Consider the following 21,031-nt stretch of genomic DNA (forward strand, 5'->3'; position numbering starts at 1 on the left):
CCTCAGGAAGGTCGACGATGACCGACGCTCCCCCCGGCACCACCGCCCCGATCCTCAGCGCCCGCGGCATCACCAAACGATTCGGCGGCGTCACCGCCCTCGACGGCGTCTCGCTCGACCTGATCCCCGGCGAGGTGCACTGCCTCGCCGGCGAGAACGGCTGCGGCAAGTCCACCCTGATCAAGATCATCTCCGGGGCCGAGCGCCCCGACGCGGGCGAGATCTCCATCGACGGGGACACCCGCTCCCGGATGGACACCACCTCCGCGATCACGAGCGGGATCCAGGTCATCTACCAGGACTTCTCGCTCTTCCCCAACCTCACGGTCGCCGAGAACATCGTGCTGACCTCGGCCGTCGCGGCGAAGCACCGCCTCTACCGCGCCGGCACCGCGCGCCCCCGGGCGAAGGCCATCGTCGACGAGCTGCAGCTCGACCTGGACCTCGACGCCGACGTCGCCGACCTCTCGGTCGCCGACAAGCAGCTCACCGCGATCTGCCGCGCCCTCGTCAACGACGCGCGCGTCATCATCATGGACGAGCCCACCACCGCGCTGACGCACACCGAGGTGGCGCGGCTGTTCACGATCGTGGAGCGGCTGCGCAGCCGCGGCGTCGCGCTCGCGTTCGTCTCGCACAAGCTCGAGGAGGTCCTCGAGATCTCGCAGCGGGTGACGATCATGCGCTCCGGCCGCGTGGTCACCAGCGGCCCCGTCGCCGACTTCGACCGCCGCTCCATCGCCGAGCACATGACCGGCCGCGAGCTCGACGAGTCGCGGATCGTGAGCACGCTCGACGAGTCGGCGCCCCCGATGCTCGAGGTCGTCGGCCTCTCCCGCCCCGGCGCCTTCCACGACGTCTCGTTCTCGGTGCGCCCGGGCGAGATCCTCGGCATCACCGGACTCCTGGGCTCGGGCCGCACCGAGATCGCGGAGGCCGTCTTCGGCTCCCAGCCCGCCGCCTCCGGGATCATCGCCGTGGACGGAGCGCCCACCGCGGTGCGCAGCATCCGCGACGCCGTCCGCGCCGGGATCGGCTACGTGCCGGAGGACCGCCTCTCGCAGGGCCTCTTCCTGGAGAAGCCGATCGCGGACAACATCATCGCGGGCTCCCTCGACGCGCACCGCACGCCGTGGCGCTCGCTCGACAAGCGGCGGATCCGCGCGACCATCGACCGGCTCTTCGCCGAGCTGTCCATCAAGGCCCCGAACCCCCAGGCGCCCGTCCGCTCCCTCTCGGGAGGGAATGCGCAGCGCGTGGTGATCGCGAAGTGGCTGGCGACCGACCCGAAGGTGCTGATCCTCAACGGACCCACGGTCGGAGTCGACGTCGGCTCCAAGTCGCAGATCCTCGAGCTGCTGCGGCGCGAGGCCGCCCGCGGGATGGCCGTCGTCGTGATCTCGGACGACGCCCCCGAGCTGGTCGCCTGCTGCCACCGCGTGCTGGTCGTCGCCCGCGGCCGCATCGCCCACGAGCTCCGCGGCGACGAGATCACCGCCGAGAACCTCCAGAACAGAATGGCGGTCTGACGTGTCCACGCTCCGATCCCTCCGAGGCGCGAACAACGAGGGCGTCCTCGCCCTGGTCCTGGTCGCCCTCGTGATCGTCATGACGGCCGTGAACCCGGTCTTCTTCAGCGCGACGACGGGTCTGTCGATCCTCCGCAGCGCCACCGTGCCGCTGATCTTCGCGCTCGCGGTCCTGATCGTCATCGTCTCCGGAGGCATCGACGTCTCGTTCGCGGCCGTCGCGATCTTCTCGGCCTACACGGCGGTCAGCGTCACACTCGCCACCGGGCAGGACCTCCCCGCGCTCGCGATCATCGCGATGGCCGTGGTGATCGGCGCGGTGCTCGGCCTGGTCAACGGCTTCGTGATCGCGAGGTTCCGGCTTCCCACACTGATCGTCACGCTCGGCACGCAGGGCGTGTTCGTCGGTGTGATGTACACCTTCGTCGGCGCCCAGTACTACGCGCAGCTGCCCCCGTCGCTCGCGGCGCTCTCCTCGGTCAACGTCGTCGACGTGGCGACCTCGGGCGGCCGCGCGGCCCTCCACCTGATGACGCTGCTCGCCGTCGTGCTCGCGGTCGTGGTCTGGCTGATGCTGACGCGCACGATGTTCGGACGCTCGCTCTACGCGATCGGCGGCGACATCGAGGCCGCCCGCCGGGCGGGCTTCCGCGTGGTCAGGACCCAGCTCTCGGTCTACGTCCTCGTCGGCGTCCTCGCCGCCCTGGCCGGGATCGCGCACATGGTCCTCGGCCGCAGCGCGAACCCGCAGGACCTGGTGGGCGACGAGCTCGACATCATCGCCGCGGTCGTCCTCGGCGGCGCGTCGATCTTCGGCGGCCGCGGGTCGGTGCTCGGCACGGTGCTGGGCGTCGTCCTGATCCAGGTGATCAACAACAGCCTGCTGCTCGCCGGCGTCCCCAGCGCCTGGCTGCGCGCCGCGGTCGGAGTCCTGCTGATCGTCGGAGTCGGCGTGCAGGCGATCGCCGCGCGCCGCAAGGCGAAGCGGGTCCGGCCCGTCGACGACGACGTGAGCCACGAACGAGAGAGCGCGAGGGTCGCATCATGACCGACGGATCCCGGACCACCTCCGAGCACCCGGCTCGGCGCATGAACGACCGCCTCGACGCGTTCACCCGCGGTGTCGTCGGACGCGCCGCGGGCAACCGCGGGACGGGCCGGATGCTCATCGCGCTCGTCGTCGCGGTCGCGATCTTCGCGATCGCCAACCCCCGCGTGTTCCTCAGCCCGCTCAACCTGCAGAACATCGGCGTCGCGGCTCCCGAGATCGGCGTGATCGCCATCGCGATGATGCTCGCCATGCTCACGGGCGGCATCGACCTCTCCCTCGTGGCGATCGCCAACCTGTCGGCGGTGACGATGGCGACGATCTACTCCCAGGTCGCCGCCGCCGACCCCGCCGCCGCGGAGGCGATGACCGTGCCGATCGTCCTCGCGGGCCTGGTCGTCGGAGTCCTCTGCGGCGCCCTCAACGGATTCCTCGTGAGCGTCGTCGGGATCACCCCGATCCTGGCGACCCTCGGCACCATGCAGATCCTCAACGGCATCGCGGTGGTGTGGACCGGCGGGACCACGCTCTACGGAGCACCGTCGGCCCTGACGACCTTCGGCATGATGGCCGTCGGGCCCGTCCCGGTGCTGTTCCTCGTGCTGCTCGTGGTGGCCGTCGCGGTCGCCCTGCTGATCAACACGACCTCCCTCGGCCGCAAGGTGCAGCTGGAGGGAGCGAACCCCGAGGCCGCGCGCTTCTCGGGCATCCGCAGCGTCAGCGTCCTCTCGCGCAGCTACATGATCGGCGGGCTGCTCGCCGGCGGCGCCGGAGTGCTGTTCCTCGCCCGCAACCCCACCGCGTCCGCCGATTACGGCTCCTCGTACGTGCTGCTCGTCATCGTCATCGCGGTGCTGGGCGGGACGAACCCGTCGGGCGGCTTCGCCTCGGTCGCCGGAGTCGTGCTCGCCACGCTCACCCTCCAGGTCGTCTCGAGCGGATTCACCGCTCTGCGGCTGACCTCCTACGAGTACGCCATCGCCCAGGGCGTCCTCCTCATCGCCGTCATGGTCCTCGACTCCGTCACCGCGAACCGGCCGCGCCGGCAGCGGGCGACGGCCCCGACCCCTCCCGCGCCCGCGCGGCCCACCGTGGACGCGTCCACCAGAACGGAGCACCAGTGAAGAAGATCATCAACGAGCCGAAGGACTTCGTCGACGAGTTCGTCGAGGGCATCCTGCTCGCCCACCCGACCCTGGTGAAGACGCCGGGCACCGACCTGCGGATCCTCGCCCGCGCCGACGCCCCCGTCGCGGGGAAGGTCGGGATCGTCACGGGCGGCGGCTCCGGCCACCTGCCGCTGTTCAAGGGCTACGTCGGCACGGGGCTGTGCGACGCGGTCGCCATCGGCAACGTGTTCTCCTCGCCGTCGTCCGCGCAGATCCTGGAGGCGACCAAGGCCGTCGACGGCGGCGCCGGCGTCCTCTACCTGTACGGCAACTACGGCGGCGACGTCTTCAACTTCGACCTCTCGGTCGACATGGCCGAGCTCGAGGGGATCCGCACGCTGACCGCCCTCGGACGCGACGACGTCGCCAGCCAGCCGAAGGAGCGGGCCGCGGACCGCCGCGGAGTCGCCGGGATCTTCTTCGCGTTCAAGGCGGCCGGCGCCGCCGCCGAGCGCGGGGACTCGCTCGACGAGGTCGCGGCCGTCGCCGAGGACGTCATCGAGCACACGGCGACCATGGGAGTGGGCCTCTCCCCGACGATCCTCCCGATGACGGCCAAGCCGAGCTTCGAGCTGGCCGAGGACGAGATGGAGATCGGGATCGGGATCCACGGCGAGCCCGGCATCCACCGCGGCGCCCTCGAGTCGGCGGACAGCATCGCCGAGCACCTCACGGAGCGGCTCGTCGCCGACCTCGGCATCGGCGAGGGCGACCGCGTGGCCGTGCTCGTCAACGGCATGGGCGCCACTCCCCTCGAGGAGCTGTACCTGCTCTACCGGCGGGTCCACGGGCTCCTCGCCGAGCGCGGCGTCACCGTCGCGAAGAACTACATCGGCGAGTACGCGACCAGCCTCGAGATGGCCGGAGCGTCGATCTCGCTCCTCGCCCTCGACGACGCGCGTCTCGAGCTGCTGAACGCTCCCGCCCAGTCCCCCTTCTTCCGAGAGGTCTGATCACGATGAACGGAACCGAACTCAGCTCCGCGATCGCGAAGTGCCTGGTCGTCTTCCCCGAGCACGCCGACGAGCTCGGCGACCTGGACCAGGCGCTCGGCGACGGCGACCTGGGCATCACGGTGTCGCTCGGCGCCAAGGCCGCCCGCGAGGCGCTCGCGCTGCTCCCGGACACGGCGACGCCGACCGAGGTCGTGCTCGCCTGCGCCAAGGCCTTCGCCAATGCGAACCCGTCGACGATGGCCGCACTCGTCGCGGGCGCGCTGCTCGCCGGCTCCCGGGTCTGGGGCGACGCCGCCACCATCGGCTCCGACGACGTCAGCGCCTTCGCGCTCGCGGCCGCCGAGTCGATCAGCCAGCGGGGCAAGTCGCAGGTGGGCGACAAGACGATCCTCGACGCGATGTTCCCCGCGGCCGAGGCGCTGCGCACGTCGGAGCCCGGCCCCGCCGCCCTCGACGCGGCGATCGCGGCCGCCGAGCAGGGCGTGATCAGCTCGAAGGAGCTGCAGTCCCGCCGCGGCCGCGCGTCGTGGCTGCAGGACCGCAGCATCGGCCTGCAGGACCCCGGAGCCACCGCCTACCTGCGGTTCCTCCAGTCCTGGAAGGCCGCCAATTCCGACCAGGGGGCGGAGCTCCCCGCGGAGACGACCTCCGACACAGAGATGAAGGTGCACTGAGATGGCGAGAATCGGATTCCTCGGACTGGGGACCATGGGACGCGGGATGGCGGACAACCTCGTGAAGGCGGGGCACGACGTCACCGTCTGGAACCGCAGCGCGGTCCCCGAGGTCGCGGGAGCGGCGACGGCCGGGTCCGTCGCCGACGCGGCGGAGGGCGCGGACTTCGTCCTCTCCTGCTTCGCCGACGACACGGCCGTGCGCGAGGTCGTGCTCGCCGAGGGCGGGCTCGCCGGCCTCGTCGATCCGTCGACGATCGTCGTCGACCTGTCCACGATCAGCCCCGAGGCCAGCGACGAGGAGCGCGCGGCGTTCGACGCCCGCGGCGTCCGCTTCCTGGACGCCCCGGTGTTCGGCTCGAAGGGCGAGGCCGCGGCGGGCGGGCTCTGGGTCGTCGTCGGAGGTGACGCCGAGGTCTTCGCCGAGGCGCGGCCCGTGCTCGAGGCGATCAGCGAGACCGTCCACCACATCGGCCCCGGCGGCTCCGGTGCTCGGATGAAGCTGGTCGGCAACCTGATCGTCGCGTCGCAGCTGCTCGCGCTCGGCCAGGCGCTCACCCTCGCCGAGAAGGGCGGGCTCGACCTGCACAAGGTGCTGGAGGTGCTCGCCGTCACCGACTTCAAGTCGCCGATCTTCGACGGCGTCGGTCCCTCCGTCCTCGCCGGCGACTACTCGCCGTCCTTCGCTCTCGCGCTGATGCAGAAGGACGCGGGGCTGATCCAGGCCTACGCGGACAGCGTCGGCGCGCCCGTCCCCGGCGTCGCGACGGCCCGCCACTACATCGACGAGGCGATGGCCGCCGGCTTCGGCGGGGAGAACGCCTCGGCGCTGATCAAGGCGATCGCCGCCGAGGCCGACGTCGACCTGACCCGGCGCTGACCCTCCGCCCCGGGGGCCCCTGCCCGGCCGTGACGGCCGCCGCAGGGGCTCCCCCGGCACCCTCCCCGTCCCGGCCGCGCCGCGTGCTTCACTGGAGGGATGACCACGCGTGACGACCACATCGCCGACTTCGCCGAGTTCCTGACCGCCTCCCCCTCCTCGTACCACGCGGCCGCCGAGGCGGCACGGCGCCTCGAGGAAGCCGGATTCACGGGGCTGGACGAGACGCAGGCGTGGCCCGCGGAGCCCGGCCGGTACTACGTCGTCCGCGACGGCGCGATCATCGCCTGGCACCTGCCCGAGGGCTCCGGGGCGACCACGCCCTTCCGCATCCTGGGCGCCCACACCGACTCCCCGGGCTTCATGCTCAAGCCCCGGCCGACGATCGGCTCGAAGGGCTGGCTGCAGGCCGGTGTCGAGATCTACGGCGGCCCGCTGCTCAACTCCTGGCTCGACCGCGAGCTCGAGCTGGCCGGGCGCGTGGTCACCCGCGACGGCTCGACGCGCCTGCTCCGGACCGGTCCGCTGCTGCGCATCCCGCAGCTCGCGATCCACCTCGACCGCACGGCGAACGAGGGCCTCACTCTCGACCGCCAGAAGCACACCGTCCCCGTGTTCGGCGTCGGCGACGCCTCCGAGGTCGACCTGCTCCAGCTGCTCGCCGCGCACGCCGGGCTCGACGAGGCCTCCGACATCGCCGGCTACGACCTGCTCACCGCCGACACGCAGGAGCCGCGCCGCTTCGGCCTCGACGAGATGTTCCTCGCCGCCGGTCGGATGGACGATCTCAGCTCCGTGCACGCCGGCCTCGTCGCGCTCCTCGCGGCGAGCGCCGATCCCGCGGCGCCGCCCGCGCACATCAGCGTGCTCGCCGCCTTCGACCACGAGGAGCTCGGCTCGGCGAGCCGGTCCGGAGCGAGCGGGCCGTTCCTCGAGGACGTCCTCTCGCGCATCGGCACGGCCCTCGGCGCCGGCGTCGACGAGCGCGCCCGGGCGATCGCCGCCTCCTGGTGCCTCTCGGCCGACGCGGGCCACTCGGTGCACCCCAATTACTCCGAGAAGCACGACCCGGCGAACCAGCCGGTCGCCGGGAAGGGGCCGCTGCTCAAGATCAACGCGACGCAGCGCTACGCGACGGATGCGCGCGGTGCGGCGCTGTGGGCGGGCGTCTGCGAGCGCGCCGGCGTCGGGTACCAGGAGTTCGTCTCGAACAACTCGGTGCCGTGCGGATCCACGATCGGCCCGCTGACCGCGACCCGGCTCGGCATCTCCACGGTCGACGTGGGAGTGCCGCTGCTCTCGATGCACTCGGCGCGCGAGCTCGCCCACGTGGACGACCTGGTCGCCCTGACCGCGGCGATCGAGGCGTTCTTCACTCCCTGAGCCGGGTCCGGCGCGCCCGGGGCACCGAGGCCTTGAGCAACCGCCGGACGGGCCCCGCGGCTCCGCTCAGTCGCCGGGCGGCCGCCGGCGCTGCTGCTTCGTCTCGGAGCGCTGCTGCTTCGCGGCGAGCCGCCGGCGGGTGGAGCCGCGCGTGGGCCGGGTCGGGCGCCGCGGGGCGGAGGGAGGCGCGAGGGCCGCGGTGATGATCCCGCGGAGCAGCTCGAGGGCCGTCTCGCGGTTGCGCAGCTGCGAGCGCTCCTGCGCCACCGTGACGGTGACCGCTCCGGAGACGAGCCGCCGCCCGAGGCGCTCGAGCAGGCGCGAGCGCTGCTCGTCCGAGAGGGCCGTCGACTCCTCGACGTTCCAGGTGAGCTGCACGCGGCTGTCGGAGGTGTTCACGTGCTGCCCGCCGGGCCCGGAGGAGCGCGAGAACCGCCACTTCAGCTCCGATGCGGGGACGACGAGCCCCGGCCGCACCTCGAGATCCATGCGGCAAGCCTGGCACGCGCCCACCCCGGAGCGGGAGCGCCGGCGATCCGCTCCCGGGTGCGGTGTCCTCTTCCGGACGTGTCCGCTACAGGCTCTTGTCCCCGCAGTGGTCACGTCCGGACACTGGAGAGGTGCCCGGGCGGGCGCATCGGCCGACTCCTCAGGGCCACCCGAAGGCGTCGAGGGGTCGGCCGCACGGCTCGGTCCCGCGGGGGCTCAATCGCGCGGCACCGTCTCGGCGAGGTCGATCTCGCCGTCGTCCAGCGCTCCCGGCTCGAGCGCCTCCGGATCGACGAGCACCGGCTCTCCGGCACCGGCGTCGCCGTCGCGGGTGCGCGAGTCGGCCGCCCACGCCGTGCCGAGCGCGAAGAGCGTCGCCACTCCGTAGTGCTCCATCGCGGCGGCCACGCGGCGGCGGCCGGTCCGCGGATTCATGCCGAGCCGGTGCGACGCGGTCTCGAGCGTGACGCCCTGGCGCATCAGCCGGAGCAGCGGCAGCCAGCTCTGGTCGACGGCTCCGATCGGAGCGGCCTGCCGCCACAGCACCTCGAAGTACGACTCGACCAGACCGGCCAGCGCCGCATGGCGCACGCCGAGCACGCTGGTCGGCTTCGTCTCGCCCCGCTCGAAGGGGACGGCGAGGTGGTCGCCGTCGACCCAGAACCAGCTCGGCGGGCTCTCGAGGAGCCGGTACTCGACGCCCGCCGCCTGGTACGCCTCCACCCGGGCGAGCACCCGGGGGTCGCGCGCGCCGGCGGCCGGCATGATGACGCGCACCCGGTCCTTCGCCGCGAGCGCGTGCCCGAAGCGGATCGCCCGCTCCGTCGGCGGGTCGAGGAAACGCTCCACGTTCGGGAGCACCGCCACGAGTGAGCCGGAGTCGCGGCGGACGAGGTCGAACCAGAGGTCCTCGGACGCGTGCGGACCGTGGCGGAGGAGGGTCGGCACGGGATCCGACGTGTCCTCGCCGACCCGCCAGGCGCCGAGCAGCATCGGCAGGCCCGCGACGACGCGCTCGATCCCGTCCAGGGACTCCCTGCCCGCTCGCCGCGCCGACTCCGTGTGCCGGGCGATGGCCGCGGCCGCCCACTCCATCGGCGCCGGGAAGTCGAGCTGCTCGCCCTCGCCGCCCATGAGCCCCCGGCCGCGGAGCCGCTCGATCGCCGCAGCGACCTCGGCCTCGTCGATGTGGGTCAGCTCCGCCGCGTCGGCCAGCGTCGCCGGCCGTCCCCGCAGCAGCGCAGCCAGGAGTCCGTCGTCGTCCATGCGTCTCCTTCGCCGTGGGCCGTCACCCGAGGGTGCCGTCTCCGCGGTCGAGGAGCAAGGGACGCGCGGCGGACGGCGGGGAGCGGCCAGGCGGGGGCGGGGGATGAACTCGTGACGAGCACGGACCTCGGCTCACCTGAGGACTTCCAGCGGAATCCTTCTTCTTCGCTCTCGATCGCGATCTTTCGCAGTGGCGCCTCGTCACCGGGAAGGCGGTGGTCACTGCGGACGTCCGGGATCGATCAGGAGCCCGGTACTGCGGTCACTCGGACAGCAGCGGGATCGAGCGGCCCAGGCGCCTGCCGTACTCGGCGATGGCGCGGCCGACGGGGAGCCGCTCGGTCTCGTAGCGCTCGAGCGCCTCGTCGACCGGGTGCCGCGCGAGAGAACCAGCGAGGGCCAGCGCGTCGCCCGCCGCCTTGGCCGCACCCATGGCCGTGTGCGGCCGCACCGTCACGGCGGCGTCACCGAGGAGGGCGACCCGGCCGCGGACCGTCCGCGGCGGGACGTAGTCGACGATCGCCTGCAGGAAGGGCTGCGGCTCGGCCAGGACGGCAGCCGCGAAGGGCGGCGGTAGGCGGTCGAGCGCGTCCTCCTCGAGCCGGCGGCGGAGATCGTGGGCGAGATCGCCGGGCGCGAGGGACACGCTCTCCGGCGGACGGCCGGACGCCGTCATCACTCCGCGGAGGGCGTCCTCCGCGAGGGGCCGGTACCAGACCCAGTTGTAGCGCCGTCGGCCGGGCTCCACCTCGCCGGCGGGTCCGGGGACGAGGTATCCGAGCATGTGCTCGCCGGGCGCGGTGTAGAAGGCGAAGCGTCCGAGCAGAGTCGCCGCGGCCTCGGCGGGGAGCGCCGACTCCGGGATCAGCCCGCGCCAGGTCGAGTAGCCGACATAGCGGTTCCCCGGCGCCTCGGGCGCGACCGCCGCGCGCACGACGGATCCGAGGCCGTCGGCTCCGATGACGACGTCGAACTCCAGGCCGCTCCCGTCGCGCAGCTCGACGACGACCGGGTCCGTCCCGGTCGAGGGGCGCACCTCGGCGACGGCGTGGCCGAGGAGGTAGCGGTGGGCGCGGAGCCGCGAGCGGAGCGTGTCGTAGAGGTGGTCCCACGACACCTGCGTCTGCGGGGAGGGGTCGCGGCCGATCACGCGCCCGGAGCGGTCGAGGGTGATCCGCTCGTGCGCGACGACGCCGACCCGCGCCTCGTCGTCGCGGCCGATCGCGTGCAGGAGGTCGATCAGGTCCTGCTGGGCCACCAGCCCGGCTCCCCGCCGCGACAGCCCCGTCGCCGACCGCTCGAGGACCGTCACGCGGTGCCCGTCGCGGACGAGCAGAGCCGCGGCGAACAGTCCGCCGATCGAGCCGCCGACGATCCCGACGTCGAGCGGGCGCACCGCTCCTCCTGCTGCCATGAGCGCGACCGTACCGGCGAGCGCGCGGCGCCCGTTCCTACAGACGGCGGAACAGCGCCCCTCAGGCGCGGTCGTCCACCCGCAGCGATCGGATCATCCCGCGGAGCAGGCGCGCCGCCGCCTGCCGCTCCTCCTCCGTGAGCCCCTCCAGCATCCGCAGCTCCACCCCGCGGACGGCGGCGGACGCCTCGGCGAGGCTCCGGCGTCCGCGCTCGGTGAGCCGGGCGGGGAGCGCCTTGCCGACCGGAGCCGCGTCGGGGCGGGTGACGACGCCGTCGCGCTCCAGAGTCTGCAGCAGGACGTTCATCGACTGCCGGGTGACGAAGGCGCCCCGCGCGAGCTCCGAGTTCGAGAGGCCCGGCCGCTGGGCGAGGAGCTCGAGGCAGGAGTAGTGGGTGACCGTCATCCCGAGCGGGCGGAGCACGGCCTCCATCGCCGCGCGCAGGGCGCTCGACGCCTCCTTGAGGAGGTAGCCGAGCGAGGTCTCGAGGTCGATGCCGTCTTGACTCATGTCAGTATTCTGACATACGCTCCTGTGTGTCAGAAAGCTGACACAACCGAGGAGGAACCCCATGCCCGTCACCGGCCCCGACTTCGTCTCGCTCCAGGTCCGCGACCTCGCGGCGTCCCAGGCGTTCTACGAGCAGTACCTCGGCCTGGTCCGCTCGCCCGCCGGCCCGCCGCACGCCGTCGTCTTCACGACGACTCCGATCGCCTTCGCCCTGCGCGACCTCGCGCCCGGCATCGACCTCGACTCCGCCTCCCGCCCCGGGGTGGGCGCCGCGATCTGGCTGCACGCGACCGGCGTGCAGGAGATCCACGACGCGCTCGTCGCCGACGGGCACCCCGTCGTCGCGGCTCCGATCGACGGCCCGTTCGGGCGCACCTTCACCTTCGCCGACCCGGACGGCTACCACGTCACCCTGCACGACCGCGCCTGAGCGGGACGGTGCGGACCGAGCCTGAGCTGAGCGGGGCAGAGCGGGACGGGACGGGGCAGAGCGCCTCAGCCCATCGCGCGCAGCTGAGCCGCGAAGAGATGCAGCGAGCGATCGACCTCGGGCAGCGCCGGCGTCCGGTTGAGGTGCCCGTGGGGCATGCCGGCGGCCAGGTGCCCGGTCACGGCGACGCCCGCCTCCGCGAGCTGGCGCAGGAGCAGCTCCGCTGACCCGCGCAGCTCGTCGTACTCGTCCACGAGGACCGTGACCGGAGGCAGACCCGCGAGCGGCGCGGAGCCGGGCAGCGCCTCGACGGGGAGGTCGGAGATCCGCCCGAGGTAGGTGCGCACCATGCCCTCGATGCTCGACGGAGGGAAGCGGAGGACCGGCGGTAGCTCGCGCAGCTCGGCCGCGATCGCGTCGTCGACGGCGGGGTTGGGGAAGTGGGCGAAGGGGTAGGCCAGGAGCACGTGCTCCGGCAGCCGCGCACCGGCGTCGCGCTCGCGGAGGACCGCACCGAGGGCCAGGGCCGCTCCCGCGCTCGCGCCGCCGATCGCGACGGGTGTGGATCCGGACTCCGTGCTGCGGAGGTGCCGCCAGGCGGCGTGCACGTCGTCGAGCGGGACGGGGTAGCGGACGTCGGGGCCGGCGAGCCGGTAGTCGACGGAGACGACCCGGGCCCGCGCCCGGTGGGCGAGCTCCGCCGCGACGACGTGCGACTCGCGCATGTCGATGCTCCCGGCGGCGAACCCTCCTCCGTGCACCCAGAGCAGAGCGCGCTCGGGCGCGGCGGGCGAGTACACGCGCAGCGGGACCGGTCCGTGCGGGCCGGACGCGGTCTCCGTGACGACGTCGATCCCCTCGGGCAGCGACCAGGGCCCCGGATCCTCCTCGAAGGCGGCCATGCGGGCGGCCTGCTCGGCGTCGAGCGGATACGCGAGGCCGGCCAGGAGGGGCAGCCGGGCGGCGAGGTACGGATCGAGCGGCATCGGCGCCTCCTTCGGGGTCGGGATCGCGGACCACGCTAGCCCGGCCGCGGGTCCTCGAGCGGCGCCTGCTCAGCCGCGTCTCTGCAGGAGCAGCACGCCGTCCAGGAGCACGGCGGCCGTGCCGTCGGGAGCGGTCACGGCGCGCTCCCTCGTCTCGACGAGCTCCGCGGTCCACTCGGCGGGGTCGAGGGCCAGCTCGGCGAGCTCCTCCTCGGGGCCGACGAGGTGCATCGCTCCGTGGCGGTGGTCGTCGCCGCTCGCCCACGGCGGGGGCGCGGCGTGCGAGACGACGGCGAGGCGGCCGCCGGGAGCGACGACGGAGGCCGCCCGCCGCAGCACGTCGATCCGCGGGAACTCGGCCATCGAGTGCAGGAAGCTCGCCGTCACCAGATCGAACTCCCCCACGACCGGCCAGTCCTCGGCGAGGTCGGCCTGCACGAAGTCCACGTCGGCGCCCCGCTCGGCCGCGGCCGCGCGCGCCCGGCCCAGCGCCGTCTCGGAGAGGTCGAGCCCGGTCACGCGCCAGCCGAGCGACGCCAGCCACAGCGCGTCCGCCCCCTCACCGGCGCCGAGGTCGAGGGCGCGGCCCGGCGGCAGCGAGCCGACCAGCCCGACCAGCGTCGCGTTCGGCCGGCCCGACCAGATCCGATCGGAGTCGGCGTAGCGCGCCTCCCACTGCTCGCGTGCGGTGCTCATGCTGCTCCTCGTCCCCGGGCGCAGGGGCACCCGCGTCGAGGATGCCGCGCCGCCGCTCCGGCCGCCAGCCGTCGTGCCGAACCGGCACGGGCACCCGTCCCGCGGACGACACGGCCGGACGGAGCCGCGGCGCCGCGCGGACCCGCCGGACGCACTTCCCCGACACGCCCCGCGCCGATTAGCGTCGGTGCATGGCCCTCCGACTCGAAGAGATCATCGTCGACTGCACCGACTTCCGGACCCTCGGGCACTGGTGGCAGGAGGCGCTCGGCTGGGACGTCGTGGACGAGGACGAGGACGGCATCGAGCTGCTCGCCCCGTCGGGCCGCGGGCCGAGCCTCCTCTTCCTCGACGTGCCCGAGCGCAAGACCGTGAAGAACCGCCTGCACCTGGATTTCGTGCCGGACGACCAGGAGGCGGAGGTCGCGCGGCTGGTCGGCCTGGGGGCGACGCGGTCCGACGTCGGGCAGGGCGAGCAGTCCTGGGTCGTGCTCGCCGACCCGGAGGGCAACGAGTTCTGCATCCTCTCCGCTCGGGAGTGAGCGCTTCCACTTTCCAGGACGGTTGTCGGGAAAGCGCTTCCATGCGCATGCATCGAAAAAGATTCTGAAATGTCAAGGGTAGAACGATCGTTCTCGACTCCCTAGCATCGCCTCCGACGCGTTTCCCGACCGGGAGCGCGCGGAGCCGAGGAGTCACCGTGACCACCTACGACAGACCCGTCGCCGCCGTCGGCATGACGCAGTCGCAGCAGCAGGGCGAGCTGCTCGCCGGCCGCGCCCTCGAGAACCGCGCCGTCGGCCTCTACGCGTACGCCTACCGCCTCACGCTGTCGGACTCCGCGGCGAGCGCCGCCCTCCGCCACGCGGCGGTCACCGTCCGCAGCGGACGGCCGCAGGGACTCGACGACACGGGCGCCCTCGACCTGATGCGCTCCGAGGTCGGACGCGCGAGCGTGCAGCGCGGCGGCTCCGCGATGGAGCGCGCCGAGCAGGCCCCGTCGGCGATCCGCGAGGACGACCTGCTGCGCTCGGGCTTCCACCGCCGCCTGCACGCCCTGCCGACGCTCGAGCGCCAGGCCTGGCTGCTCCGGCACACCGGCGGTCACGACGTCGACGCGATCGCGGCGATGCTGCAGGAGCCGGCGGAGCGCATCCGCTCGGCCCTCGCCTCGGCCGCCCGCACGCTGGTCGAGGGCGAGCTGGCCGAGAGCGAGTCCGCGGAGTAGCGCGGCACGAGGTGCCCGAGAGACGCCGGGTCCAGCCGGCGGCGCCCCTCAGGCGTCTGGGACCCGGCCGCGACTCGGCGCGACCGGGAGGACGGGGTCAGTCGAGGTAGTCGATGTCGTCCCACGGCTGGTGGACGTCACCGGTGTCGCGGTCGTCGTCCGGCACCTCGAGCTCCTCGAAGATCACCGGAACACCCGTCGAGATCAGGACGCTGACCTGGCGGTTGCCCACGATCACGAAGTCGACGAGGCCTCCTCCGGCCTGCGTCGCCTCGGTCGCCGACCGCTTCAGCTCGGCGACGTCGGTCCCCTGGGACAGCCCGTAGGTCTTGCCCTCGATGGTGACGGTGGTGCGGATCATGTGGCGCTGCTGCTCCTCGGCTCGATGGGTTCAGCGTACGAATCGAGACAGAGCGCTGCCAGGCCTTGCGGTGGACGCCCGCGGCTGCCACGGGTGAAGGGGCCGGCTGAGGCGAGCGGCGTCCGGAGCCGCGGCCGGAAGCAGCGTGACGGGCCGCTCGGGCGGATCCGCCGCTCCTGACCTCGGTTCCGGACGTCGGGCGGCGGAGTCAACCGGGCGCGCTCCACGGAGCTCCCGCCCTAGCGTGGAATCTGTCCGCACGTTCCGCATCCAGCGACAAGGAGGATCCGATGACCGAGAAGAACACTCCCGAGGACCCGCAGACCACCGACCCCGAGCACGTCGACCCCGAGACGGCCACCGACCCCGAGGGCGACCCGGTCGAGAACCCGTCGGGCTGACGCCCGCACCGGAACGGCCCGCGGCCGCCGGGACACCGCTGAGAAGGCGGCGTCCCGGCGGTCGCGGGCCGTTCCCGTGTCCGGCGCCGCCATACTGACGGAGTGCAGGCCGAGGACGACGAGCGCAGGGATCTCGAGCGGATCCTGTCGGCCCGACCCCGCGACGACGGCGCCGACCGGGACGAGCGGCGCGAGGCGCTGCGACGGCTCGGCGAGCTGGAGGCGGAGGACGCGCCTCCCGGAGTGACGCAGACCGGCGCCGCGCCGTCCGGAGCGCAGCCGGCCGCGGCGCATCCCGGGACGGCGACCGACTCGCGCGCCCCCCTGCCGGCGACCGCACTCCCGCTGTCGGCGACCGCCGGCTCCGGGACTCCGGAGTCGCCCGCCGAGCACCCCGACGGGCCGGCCCCGCGGACGCCGCACCCGCGCCGCCGCCGCCTCGTGCTCGCTGCCGCGATCGTCGGCGGAGCCGCGGTCGGCGCGATCGTCCCCACCGCGCTCCTCCTCCCTCCGCCCGCGGACCCCGTCGCCCCGCCGACCGCCTCCGCGGATCCCGCCGACCGCTTCGCCGCGCTCGTCGAGGGCTGGGAGCCGACCACCGACGTCCCGCCGGGCCTCGCCCTGCTCGCCGGGGAGGCCGTCGTCTACGGCTCCGGGTTCGACACCGCCGAGAACGACCGCCTGCTGATCACCGAGCCGAACGGCACCACGGTGTGCCTCGCCGTGCAGCGCCCGGACGCGTCCTTCTTCGCCGGCTGCACCGGCTCGGAGGCGTTCTTCGCCGGGGAGCCCCTCCGGGTCAGCGGCACGACGCTCCGCAGCGGCGCCCCGGTGTACACGCAGATCCTGCTCCGCCCGGACGGGACGATCGAGGGCGGCTACCAGCTGGTGCCGGAGTCGCCGCAGCCCGAGGCGGAGGACCCCGGAACGGTGGAGTCCGGGTCGGCGGACCCCGCGACCAGCGAGCCCTGAACCGCCGGGCCCGCGACCAGCGAGCCGTGAGCCTGCGGCCAGCGAGCCGCTAGGCGCGCGTCGCCTCCGCCGCGTCCGCGATCACCTCGGCCGCGGAGGCCGTCCGCTCCCACACCGCGCGCTGCCGCTCGGCGCCCGTGCCCCGCGCCAGGACCCGCTCGACACCGCACGCCGCGACCTCCTCGTCGCCCGACTCCGCCAGCGCCCGACCCGCGTGGTCGAGCAGGCGCGCCAGTACCGCGGAGGCGGGGGCCGGGCAGCCGTCGACCGGATGGATGAGGTCGCCGGTCGTGCCGTGGCGGCTCGCCAGCCAGGAGGAGACGGCGATCACCGGAGTCGGCAGCGGCACGGGCGGGACCCCGGCGCCCGCGTCGCGCACGGCCGTCTCGGCGAGCGCCCGGATCAGGACGGCGATCAGCGCCGAGTCCTCGGCGCGCAGCGGGACGTCGGCGATGCGCACCTCGACGGTCGGGTGCGCGCGGGAGAGACGGGCGTCGAAGTAGAGCATCCCCTCGTCCAGCAGCACGCCGCAGGAGGTGAGGGAGGCGACGACGCTCCGGTACTGCTCGAGGTCGCCCCAGATGCCGACCGGGCCGGCGGTGGGCCAGCGCCCCCACGACTGGTAGCGCCAGCTGGCGAAGCCGGTGTCGACGCCGGCGCTCAGCGGGGAGTTGGTGCTCAGGGCGAGGAGGGCGGGCAGCCAGCCGCGCAGCCGGTCGAGGACCGCGATGCCCTCCTCCGGCGACCCGATCCCGACGTGGACGTGCAGGCCGCAGGTGAACTGCTCGCGGGCGACGAGGCCGAAGCGCTCGGCCATCCGGTCGTAGCGCTCGTCGGCCGAGAGGTGCGGCTCGAACGCGGCGGGGCTGGTCGCGACCGCGACGGCGCGGGCACCGACCTCGCGGGCGGAGTCGTCGGCCAGGCGGCGGCCCTCGCGCAGTCCGGCCAGCAGCGCGTCGTGCGTGCGGGCGGGAGCGCCGACCGCCTCGATCTGCTCCGCCTTGAGCTCGGCGGCCAGGGCGACCGCCGCGGAGCCGCGGACGGAGCCGAGCAGCAGCGGCGCCGCGGGCGTCGGGAGGAACGTGCCGGCGTCGACGAGGAGGTACTCCTCCTCCACCCCGAAGGTGCGGGCGCTCATCGGAGCGCCTTCCGCCCGAGTCCCCCGCCGCAGCCCACCCGGTCATCCCACCGTGCCGGGCGCCCGCCGAGCAACCGTCCTCGGCCGATGTTCAGCGTCGGGACGCCCGCGACGCCGGTCCGCGGGCGGGCTGTCAAGGCCGGGTGCAGCGGGGCGCGGAGCGGCAGGATCGGAGCACACCCAGAACCGGAGGTCCCCGTGCCCGACAGCACTCCCGAGCAGGCCGAGTACGACGTCGCCGTCATCGGCGCAGGACCCGCGGGGACGGCCGCCGCCCTCCGCGCCGCGGAGCTGGGAGCGCGCGTGGTCGTGCTCGAGGCCGCGCGCGTCGGCGGCACCTGCGTCAACACCGGCTGCGTGCCCACCCGCGTCCTGGCGAAGACGGCGCGGATGATGCGCGAGACCCGCTCCGCCGGCGACTACGGGATCGAGATCGGCACTCCCGTCCTCGACTGGGCCGCGACCGTGCGCCACGTGCACGAGCGCGTCGACCTGGTGCGCTCGATCAAGCGCGAGGCGCAGCGGTTCGAGGAGGCGGGGGTCGACCTGATCCACGAGGGCCGCGCCCGCTTCGTCGACGAGAGCACCCTCGTGCTCGACAGCGGCCGGCGGATCCGCGCGCGCTCGATCATGGTCTGCGTCGGCGGGCACTCGCGGCGGCTGCCGATCCCGGGCGCCGAGCTCGCGACAGTGCCGGAGGACGTGCTCGGGCTGACCGAGCTGCCGCGCCGCGTCGCCGTGATCGGCGGCGGCAACACGGGCGCCCAGCTCGTCACCGTCTTCAACGCCTTCGGCTCCGAGGTGACGCTCCTCGACGTCGCCCCGCGGATCCTGATGACCTCCGACTCCAGCATCTCCGAGCACGTCGCGTCCGCCTTCGAGCGCCAGGGCGTCCGCGTCCGCACCGGGATCGAGACGGTGTCGGGCATCGAGCGGCAGGACGACGGCTCGCTCGCGATCGCGTGGCGCGAGGGCGGTGAGGACCGCACGGCCGAGGTCGACGTGGTGATCATGGCCACCGGCTGGCCCGCCGACGTCGAGGACCTCGGACTCGAGAACGCGGGCATCGAGGTCGTCCGCTCGGCGATCCCCGCCGACCAGTACTTCCGCACCGTCGTGCCGCACATCTTCGCGGTCGGCGACGCGAACGGGCGCGACATGCTCGTCCAGGCGGCGCAGTTCGAGGCGGAGGCCGCCGCCGAGAACGCGGTGCTCGGCGCGAACCGGCGCACGCCCCAGTTCCTCCTGCCCGCGGGCGGATTCACGGACCCGGACTACGCGGGCGTCGGCTTCACCCAGGAGCAGGCCCGCGAGCGCGACCCGCAGTGCGTCGTCGCCTCGGTGCCGTTCTCGCACCTGGACCGCGCCGTCATCGACGACCGCGAGAACGGGTTCCTCACGCTGATCGCCGACCGGCGCCGCGAGCTGCTGCTCGGCGCGCACGCGGTCGGCGAGAACGCGATCGAGGTCGTGCAGTCGGTGACCACGGCGATGGCGGCCGGAGTCGACCTCGCGACCCTCGCGAACGTCCGCTTCGCCTACCCCACTTACAGCGCGGTGATCGGGATGGCGGCGCGCGCCCTGCTGGCCGAGCCGGCGCGCCCGACCGAGCTGGACTGACGCGCTACCCGATCCTCGGAGGCGGCGCCAGCCCCGAACCGGCGGCCCGCCGCCTCCGAACAACTGGAGACGGGCACTCCGCCCGCCCCGCCGAGAGGAACCCCTGTGCCGATCCCCGCTGTCGACTACAACCACGTCCGACTCACCGTCCGCGACATCGCCGTCTCGCGCCCCTTCTACGACTCCGTCTTCGGCTTCGACGTCGCCTTCGAGGCGCCGCCGGCCGACGCGTCGCCGGAGGAGAAGGAGCAGCTGGCGTTCGTGTTCGGCGGCGTGATCTACCAGTTCCCGGGCGGACTGCTCGGCCTGCGCCCCGTCGCGCCCGGCGACGACCGCTTCGACGAGGACCGGGTCGGGCTCGACCACGTCAGCTTCACCGTCCCCGACCTCGACGCGCTGAAGGCGGCCGCGGCCGTGCTCGACGACCTCGGCATCGCCCACGAGCCGATCAAGGACGCCGGCGGCATGAGCCTCCTCGAGTTCCGCGACCCCGACAACATCGCGCTCGAGATCACGTCCCCGAGCTGATCGGAGCAGCGCGCGTATCGAGATCTCCACGCACGAACGGGCAGGTCTCGATACGCCGCTTCGAGCTACTCGACCAGCAGAAGTCCCCGACATGCTGATCGAGTAGCGCGCTCAGCGCGCGTATCGGGATCCCCGCGCACGCCCGGAGAAGCGGACTACGGACGACGTCGACGGTACGGAGTCGTCGTCGACACCCGGACCAGGCCCGCGCGCTCCAGGATGGGCCGCGAGTACTCGGTCGAGTCGCTGTGCACGAGGGTCTTCCCGAGTGCCTGTGCGGAGGCGGCGCGGGCGGCCGTGACCAGGCCGTAGAGCCCGCGTCCGCGGTACTCCGGCAGCGTCGCTCCGCCCCAGATGCCGGCGAAGGCGGTGCCCGGTACGGGCTCGAGACGGCCGCCGGACGCCATCCGCCCGCCGACCTCGGCGACCCACAGCTCCATGCCGTCGCCGCGCGCGAGGCGGGCGACGAGCGAGTCCGCGATCGACACGTCGACCTCCTCCTCGAAGGCGCCGTCGATCATGGCGCTGAAGGCGCGGACGTCCGGCTCGTCGACGACCCGGCGCAGCACGACCCCCTCCGGGACCGGCCGGTCCGAAAGCAGCGCCTCGACCGGACCGATCATGATCGACTCGGCCTCGTCGGGCGCGAAGCCCTGAGCGACCAGCGCCTCGTGCAGGCCGGGGGCCTCGTCGTGGCCGCGGGTCTTCCACTCGACGCGGGTGATGCCGGGATCGGCGTCGAAGTGCGCGCAGGCCGCGGCGACCAGGCGGGCGATCTCCGCGGAGGAGGCGCCGGCGAGGTCGCGGTAGGTGACGAAGCCGCGTCCGCCGGCGAAGGTCACCAGACGCAGAGGCCCTTCGCGCGTCACGGAGACGGCGCTCGGGGTCTCTGCGTCGGAGCGGAGCTGGTCGTCGTAGGCGCGGAGGTAGTCGGAGCTCATCGCCCCGACGCTACCCCCGGACCCGGGCGATCAGGTCCTGGATGAAGGGAATGACGTCCTTCGCCTGATCGACGCTGGCGAATCCGGTGGCGACGAGCGGCCAGATCGAGCCGATGAGCGTCGCGATCACGGCGGCCACCGCGGCGACCCAGGCGAGGGCCGCGTTGCGGGAGAGGAACGCGACGGCGAGGCAGGCCAGGCCGACCGCGTAGCTGAGGACGATCGAGAGGACGATCGCGCCGACCGGGACGTCGAGCGCCCCGGCCGTGGTGCCGTCCGCCGCGCCGATCAGCCCGAGGACGGGCAGCAGCACGGCGACGACGACCACGAACGAGAGCACGACGCCCGTGCCGAGCGCGATCCAGGCCGCACGCGGCTTGCGTCGCGCGCCGTACGAGCGGGTGCGCACGG

At 73.7% G+C, this 21,031-nt stretch carries 23 protein-coding genes; 13 read left to right on the top strand and 10 right to left on the bottom strand.

All coding sequences use genetic code 11. The annotated features are described in order from the left end of the window. The first annotated feature begins 17 nt into the window (after nt 1–17). From C5C10_RS04340 to C5C10_RS04370, 7 genes are all read left to right on the top strand, one after another. Entirely contained in the window at nt 18–1,529 is a 1,512-nt protein-coding gene (locus C5C10_RS04340) for a sugar ABC transporter ATP-binding protein (protein ID WP_104328618.1), read from the top strand. A 1-nt stretch (nt 1,530) separates the two neighbouring features. Further along, on the top strand, nt 1,531–2,577 hold the full coding sequence (locus tag C5C10_RS04345; protein WP_244229522.1) for an ABC transporter permease: 1,047 nt from the start codon (nt 1,531–1,533) through the stop codon (nt 2,575–2,577). Beyond that, on the top strand, nt 2,574–3,701 hold the full coding sequence (locus C5C10_RS04350) for an ABC transporter permease (protein ID WP_244229523.1): 1,128 nt from the start codon (nt 2,574–2,576) through the stop codon (nt 3,699–3,701). The genes C5C10_RS04345 and C5C10_RS04350 overlap by 4 nt, the downstream gene beginning before the upstream one ends. After that, nucleotides 3,698–4,699 (top strand): dihydroxyacetone kinase subunit DhaK, encoded by a 1,002-nt coding sequence (locus tag C5C10_RS04355; RefSeq protein WP_104238142.1) that lies wholly within the window; start codon nt 3,698–3,700, stop codon nt 4,697–4,699. The genes C5C10_RS04350 and C5C10_RS04355 overlap by 4 nt, the downstream gene beginning before the upstream one ends. A 5-nt stretch (nt 4,700–4,704) precedes the next feature. Further along, complete coding sequence (locus C5C10_RS04360; RefSeq protein WP_104295137.1) at nt 4,705–5,376, top strand: DAK2 domain-containing protein; 672 nt, start codon at nt 4,705–4,707, stop codon at nt 5,374–5,376. A gap of 1 nt (nt 5,377) precedes the next feature. Further along, nucleotides 5,378–6,256 (top strand): NAD(P)-dependent oxidoreductase, encoded by an 879-nt coding sequence (locus C5C10_RS04365; RefSeq protein ID WP_104282881.1) that lies wholly within the window; start codon nt 5,378–5,380, stop codon nt 6,254–6,256. 99 nt (nt 6,257–6,355) lie between these two features. Next, the gene (locus C5C10_RS04370) at nt 6,356–7,639 is read left to right on the top strand and encodes a M18 family aminopeptidase (protein ID WP_104328619.1); all 1,284 of its coding nucleotides are present in this window, start codon (nt 6,356–6,358) and stop codon (nt 7,637–7,639) included. Nucleotides 7,640–7,705: 66 nt separating this feature from the next. Here the strand turns inward: C5C10_RS04370 and arfB are convergent, their stop codons facing one another. From arfB to C5C10_RS04390, 4 genes are all read right to left on the bottom strand, one after another. Continuing rightward, nucleotides 7,706–8,128 carry an alternative ribosome rescue aminoacyl-tRNA hydrolase ArfB gene (arfB, locus tag C5C10_RS04375; RefSeq protein WP_104328620.1) on the bottom strand — a complete coding sequence of 141 codons (423 nt, stop codon included), beginning with the start codon at nt 8,126–8,128 and terminating at the stop codon, nt 7,706–7,708. Between the two features lie 216 nt (nt 8,129–8,344). Further along, nucleotides 8,345–9,394 carry a hypothetical protein gene (locus tag C5C10_RS04380; RefSeq protein WP_104325647.1) on the bottom strand — a complete coding sequence of 350 codons (1,050 nt, stop codon included), beginning with the start codon at nt 9,392–9,394 and terminating at the stop codon, nt 8,345–8,347. Between the two features lie 262 nt (nt 9,395–9,656). Continuing rightward, the gene (locus C5C10_RS04385) at nt 9,657–10,808 is read right to left on the bottom strand and encodes an FAD-dependent monooxygenase (RefSeq protein WP_219813233.1); all 1,152 of its coding nucleotides are present in this window, start codon (nt 10,806–10,808) and stop codon (nt 9,657–9,659) included. 61 nt (nt 10,809–10,869) lie between these two features. Continuing rightward, nucleotides 10,870–11,319, bottom strand: coding sequence for a MarR family winged helix-turn-helix transcriptional regulator (locus tag C5C10_RS04390; protein WP_104328622.1), 450 nt, complete (start codon nt 11,317–11,319; stop codon nt 10,870–10,872). A gap of 61 nt (nt 11,320–11,380) precedes the next feature. Between C5C10_RS04390 and C5C10_RS04395 the strand changes: the two genes are divergently transcribed. Beyond that, nucleotides 11,381–11,749, top strand: coding sequence for a VOC family protein (locus tag C5C10_RS04395; RefSeq protein ID WP_104328623.1), 369 nt, complete (start codon nt 11,381–11,383; stop codon nt 11,747–11,749). 65 nt (nt 11,750–11,814) lie between these two features. Here the strand turns inward: C5C10_RS04395 and C5C10_RS04400 are convergent, their stop codons facing one another. Together C5C10_RS04400 and C5C10_RS04405 are read right to left on the bottom strand one after the other, a co-directional pair. Next, complete coding sequence (locus C5C10_RS04400; protein WP_104328624.1) at nt 11,815–12,735, bottom strand: alpha/beta hydrolase fold domain-containing protein; 921 nt, start codon at nt 12,733–12,735, stop codon at nt 11,815–11,817. 69 nt (nt 12,736–12,804) lie between these two features. Further along, on the bottom strand, nt 12,805–13,431 hold the full coding sequence (locus C5C10_RS04405) for a class I SAM-dependent methyltransferase (protein WP_104238133.1): 627 nt from the start codon (nt 13,429–13,431) through the stop codon (nt 12,805–12,807). Nucleotides 13,432–13,622: 191 nt separating this feature from the next. Between C5C10_RS04405 and C5C10_RS04410 the strand changes: the two genes are divergently transcribed. Further along, on the top strand, nt 13,623–13,973 hold the full coding sequence (locus tag C5C10_RS04410; protein ID WP_104224051.1) for a VOC family protein: 351 nt from the start codon (nt 13,623–13,625) through the stop codon (nt 13,971–13,973). A gap of 158 nt (nt 13,974–14,131) precedes the next feature. Continuing rightward, nucleotides 14,132–14,659, top strand: coding sequence for a sigma-70 family RNA polymerase sigma factor (locus C5C10_RS04415; protein WP_104328625.1), 528 nt, complete (start codon nt 14,132–14,134; stop codon nt 14,657–14,659). Nucleotides 14,660–14,756: 97 nt separating this feature from the next. Here the strand turns inward: C5C10_RS04415 and C5C10_RS04420 are convergent, their stop codons facing one another. Next, nucleotides 14,757–15,020, bottom strand: a complete 264-nt coding sequence (locus C5C10_RS04420; RefSeq protein ID WP_104224053.1) for a hypothetical protein — start codon at nt 15,018–15,020, stop codon at nt 14,757–14,759. A 503-nt stretch (nt 15,021–15,523) separates the two neighbouring features. On the opposite strand from C5C10_RS04420, the gene C5C10_RS04425 reads away from it, so the two are divergent. Beyond that, on the top strand, nt 15,524–16,393 hold the full coding sequence (locus C5C10_RS04425) for a hypothetical protein (RefSeq protein WP_104328626.1): 870 nt from the start codon (nt 15,524–15,526) through the stop codon (nt 16,391–16,393). A 49-nt stretch (nt 16,394–16,442) separates the two neighbouring features. On the opposite strand, the gene C5C10_RS04430 is transcribed toward C5C10_RS04425, so the two are convergent. Beyond that, nucleotides 16,443–17,531 carry a glutamate--cysteine ligase gene (locus C5C10_RS04430; RefSeq protein ID WP_104328627.1) on the bottom strand — a complete coding sequence of 363 codons (1,089 nt, stop codon included), beginning with the start codon at nt 17,529–17,531 and terminating at the stop codon, nt 16,443–16,445. A 198-nt stretch (nt 17,532–17,729) separates the two neighbouring features. Between C5C10_RS04430 and C5C10_RS04435 the strand changes: the two genes are divergently transcribed. After that, on the top strand, nt 17,730–19,151 hold the full coding sequence (locus tag C5C10_RS04435) for an NAD(P)/FAD-dependent oxidoreductase (protein ID WP_258060409.1): 1,422 nt from the start codon (nt 17,730–17,732) through the stop codon (nt 19,149–19,151). Nucleotides 19,152–19,256: 105 nt separating this feature from the next. Beyond that, nucleotides 19,257–19,679, top strand: coding sequence for a VOC family protein (locus C5C10_RS04440; protein WP_104223996.1), 423 nt, complete (start codon nt 19,257–19,259; stop codon nt 19,677–19,679). 155 nt (nt 19,680–19,834) lie between these two features. Here C5C10_RS04440 and C5C10_RS04445 read toward each other — a convergent pair whose 3' ends face one another. Further along, on the bottom strand, nt 19,835–20,620 hold the full coding sequence (locus C5C10_RS04445) for a GNAT family N-acetyltransferase (RefSeq protein ID WP_104328629.1): 786 nt from the start codon (nt 20,618–20,620) through the stop codon (nt 19,835–19,837). A gap of 10 nt (nt 20,621–20,630) precedes the next feature. Beyond that, nucleotides 20,631–21,029, bottom strand: a complete 399-nt coding sequence (locus C5C10_RS04450; RefSeq protein WP_104223994.1) for a hypothetical protein — start codon at nt 21,027–21,029, stop codon at nt 20,631–20,633. Nucleotides 21,030–21,031 lie beyond the last annotated feature (2 nt).

Origin of the sequence: Rathayibacter sp. AY1A3, assembly GCF_002930975.1 — a bacterium.
In the GTDB taxonomy this organism is placed as follows: domain Bacteria; phylum Actinomycetota; class Actinomycetes; order Actinomycetales; family Microbacteriaceae; genus Rathayibacter.

Excerpts from the sequence above, each read along its gene's own strand:
- C5C10_RS04340 (WP_104328618.1), top strand. The coding sequence starts at position 18 with ATGACCGACGCTCCCCCCGGCACCACCGCCCCGATCCTCAGCGCCCGC.
- C5C10_RS04350 (WP_244229523.1), top strand. The coding sequence starts at position 2,574 with ATGACCGACGGATCCCGGACCACCTCCGAGCACCCGGCTCGGCGCATG.
- C5C10_RS04360 (WP_104295137.1), top strand. The coding sequence starts at position 4,705 with ATGAACGGAACCGAACTCAGCTCCGCGATCGCGAAGTGCCTGGTCGTC.
- C5C10_RS04365 (WP_104282881.1), top strand. The coding sequence starts at position 5,378 with ATGGCGAGAATCGGATTCCTCGGACTGGGGACCATGGGACGCGGGATG.
- C5C10_RS04370 (WP_104328619.1), top strand. The coding sequence starts at position 6,356 with ATGACCACGCGTGACGACCACATCGCCGACTTCGCCGAGTTCCTGACC.
- arfB (WP_104328620.1), bottom strand. The coding sequence starts at position 8,128 with ATGGATCTCGAGGTGCGGCCGGGGCTCGTCGTCCCCGCATCGGAGCTG.
- C5C10_RS04380 (WP_104325647.1), bottom strand. The coding sequence starts at position 9,394 with ATGGACGACGACGGACTCCTGGCTGCGCTGCTGCGGGGACGGCCGGCG.
- C5C10_RS04385 (WP_219813233.1), bottom strand. The coding sequence starts at position 10,808 with ATGGCAGCAGGAGGAGCGGTGCGCCCGCTCGACGTCGGGATCGTCGGC.
- C5C10_RS04390 (WP_104328622.1), bottom strand. The coding sequence starts at position 11,319 with ATGAGTCAAGACGGCATCGACCTCGAGACCTCGCTCGGCTACCTCCTC.
- C5C10_RS04395 (WP_104328623.1), top strand. The coding sequence starts at position 11,381 with ATGCCCGTCACCGGCCCCGACTTCGTCTCGCTCCAGGTCCGCGACCTC.
- C5C10_RS04400 (WP_104328624.1), bottom strand. The coding sequence starts at position 12,735 with ATGCCGCTCGATCCGTACCTCGCCGCCCGGCTGCCCCTCCTGGCCGGC.
- C5C10_RS04405 (WP_104238133.1), bottom strand. The coding sequence starts at position 13,431 with ATGAGCACCGCACGCGAGCAGTGGGAGGCGCGCTACGCCGACTCCGAT.
- C5C10_RS04410 (WP_104224051.1), top strand. The coding sequence starts at position 13,623 with ATGGCCCTCCGACTCGAAGAGATCATCGTCGACTGCACCGACTTCCGG.
- C5C10_RS04420 (WP_104224053.1), bottom strand. The coding sequence starts at position 15,020 with ATGATCCGCACCACCGTCACCATCGAGGGCAAGACCTACGGGCTGTCC.
- C5C10_RS04430 (WP_104328627.1), bottom strand. The coding sequence starts at position 17,531 with ATGAGCGCCCGCACCTTCGGGGTGGAGGAGGAGTACCTCCTCGTCGAC.
- C5C10_RS04445 (WP_104328629.1), bottom strand. The coding sequence starts at position 20,620 with ATGAGCTCCGACTACCTCCGCGCCTACGACGACCAGCTCCGCTCCGAC.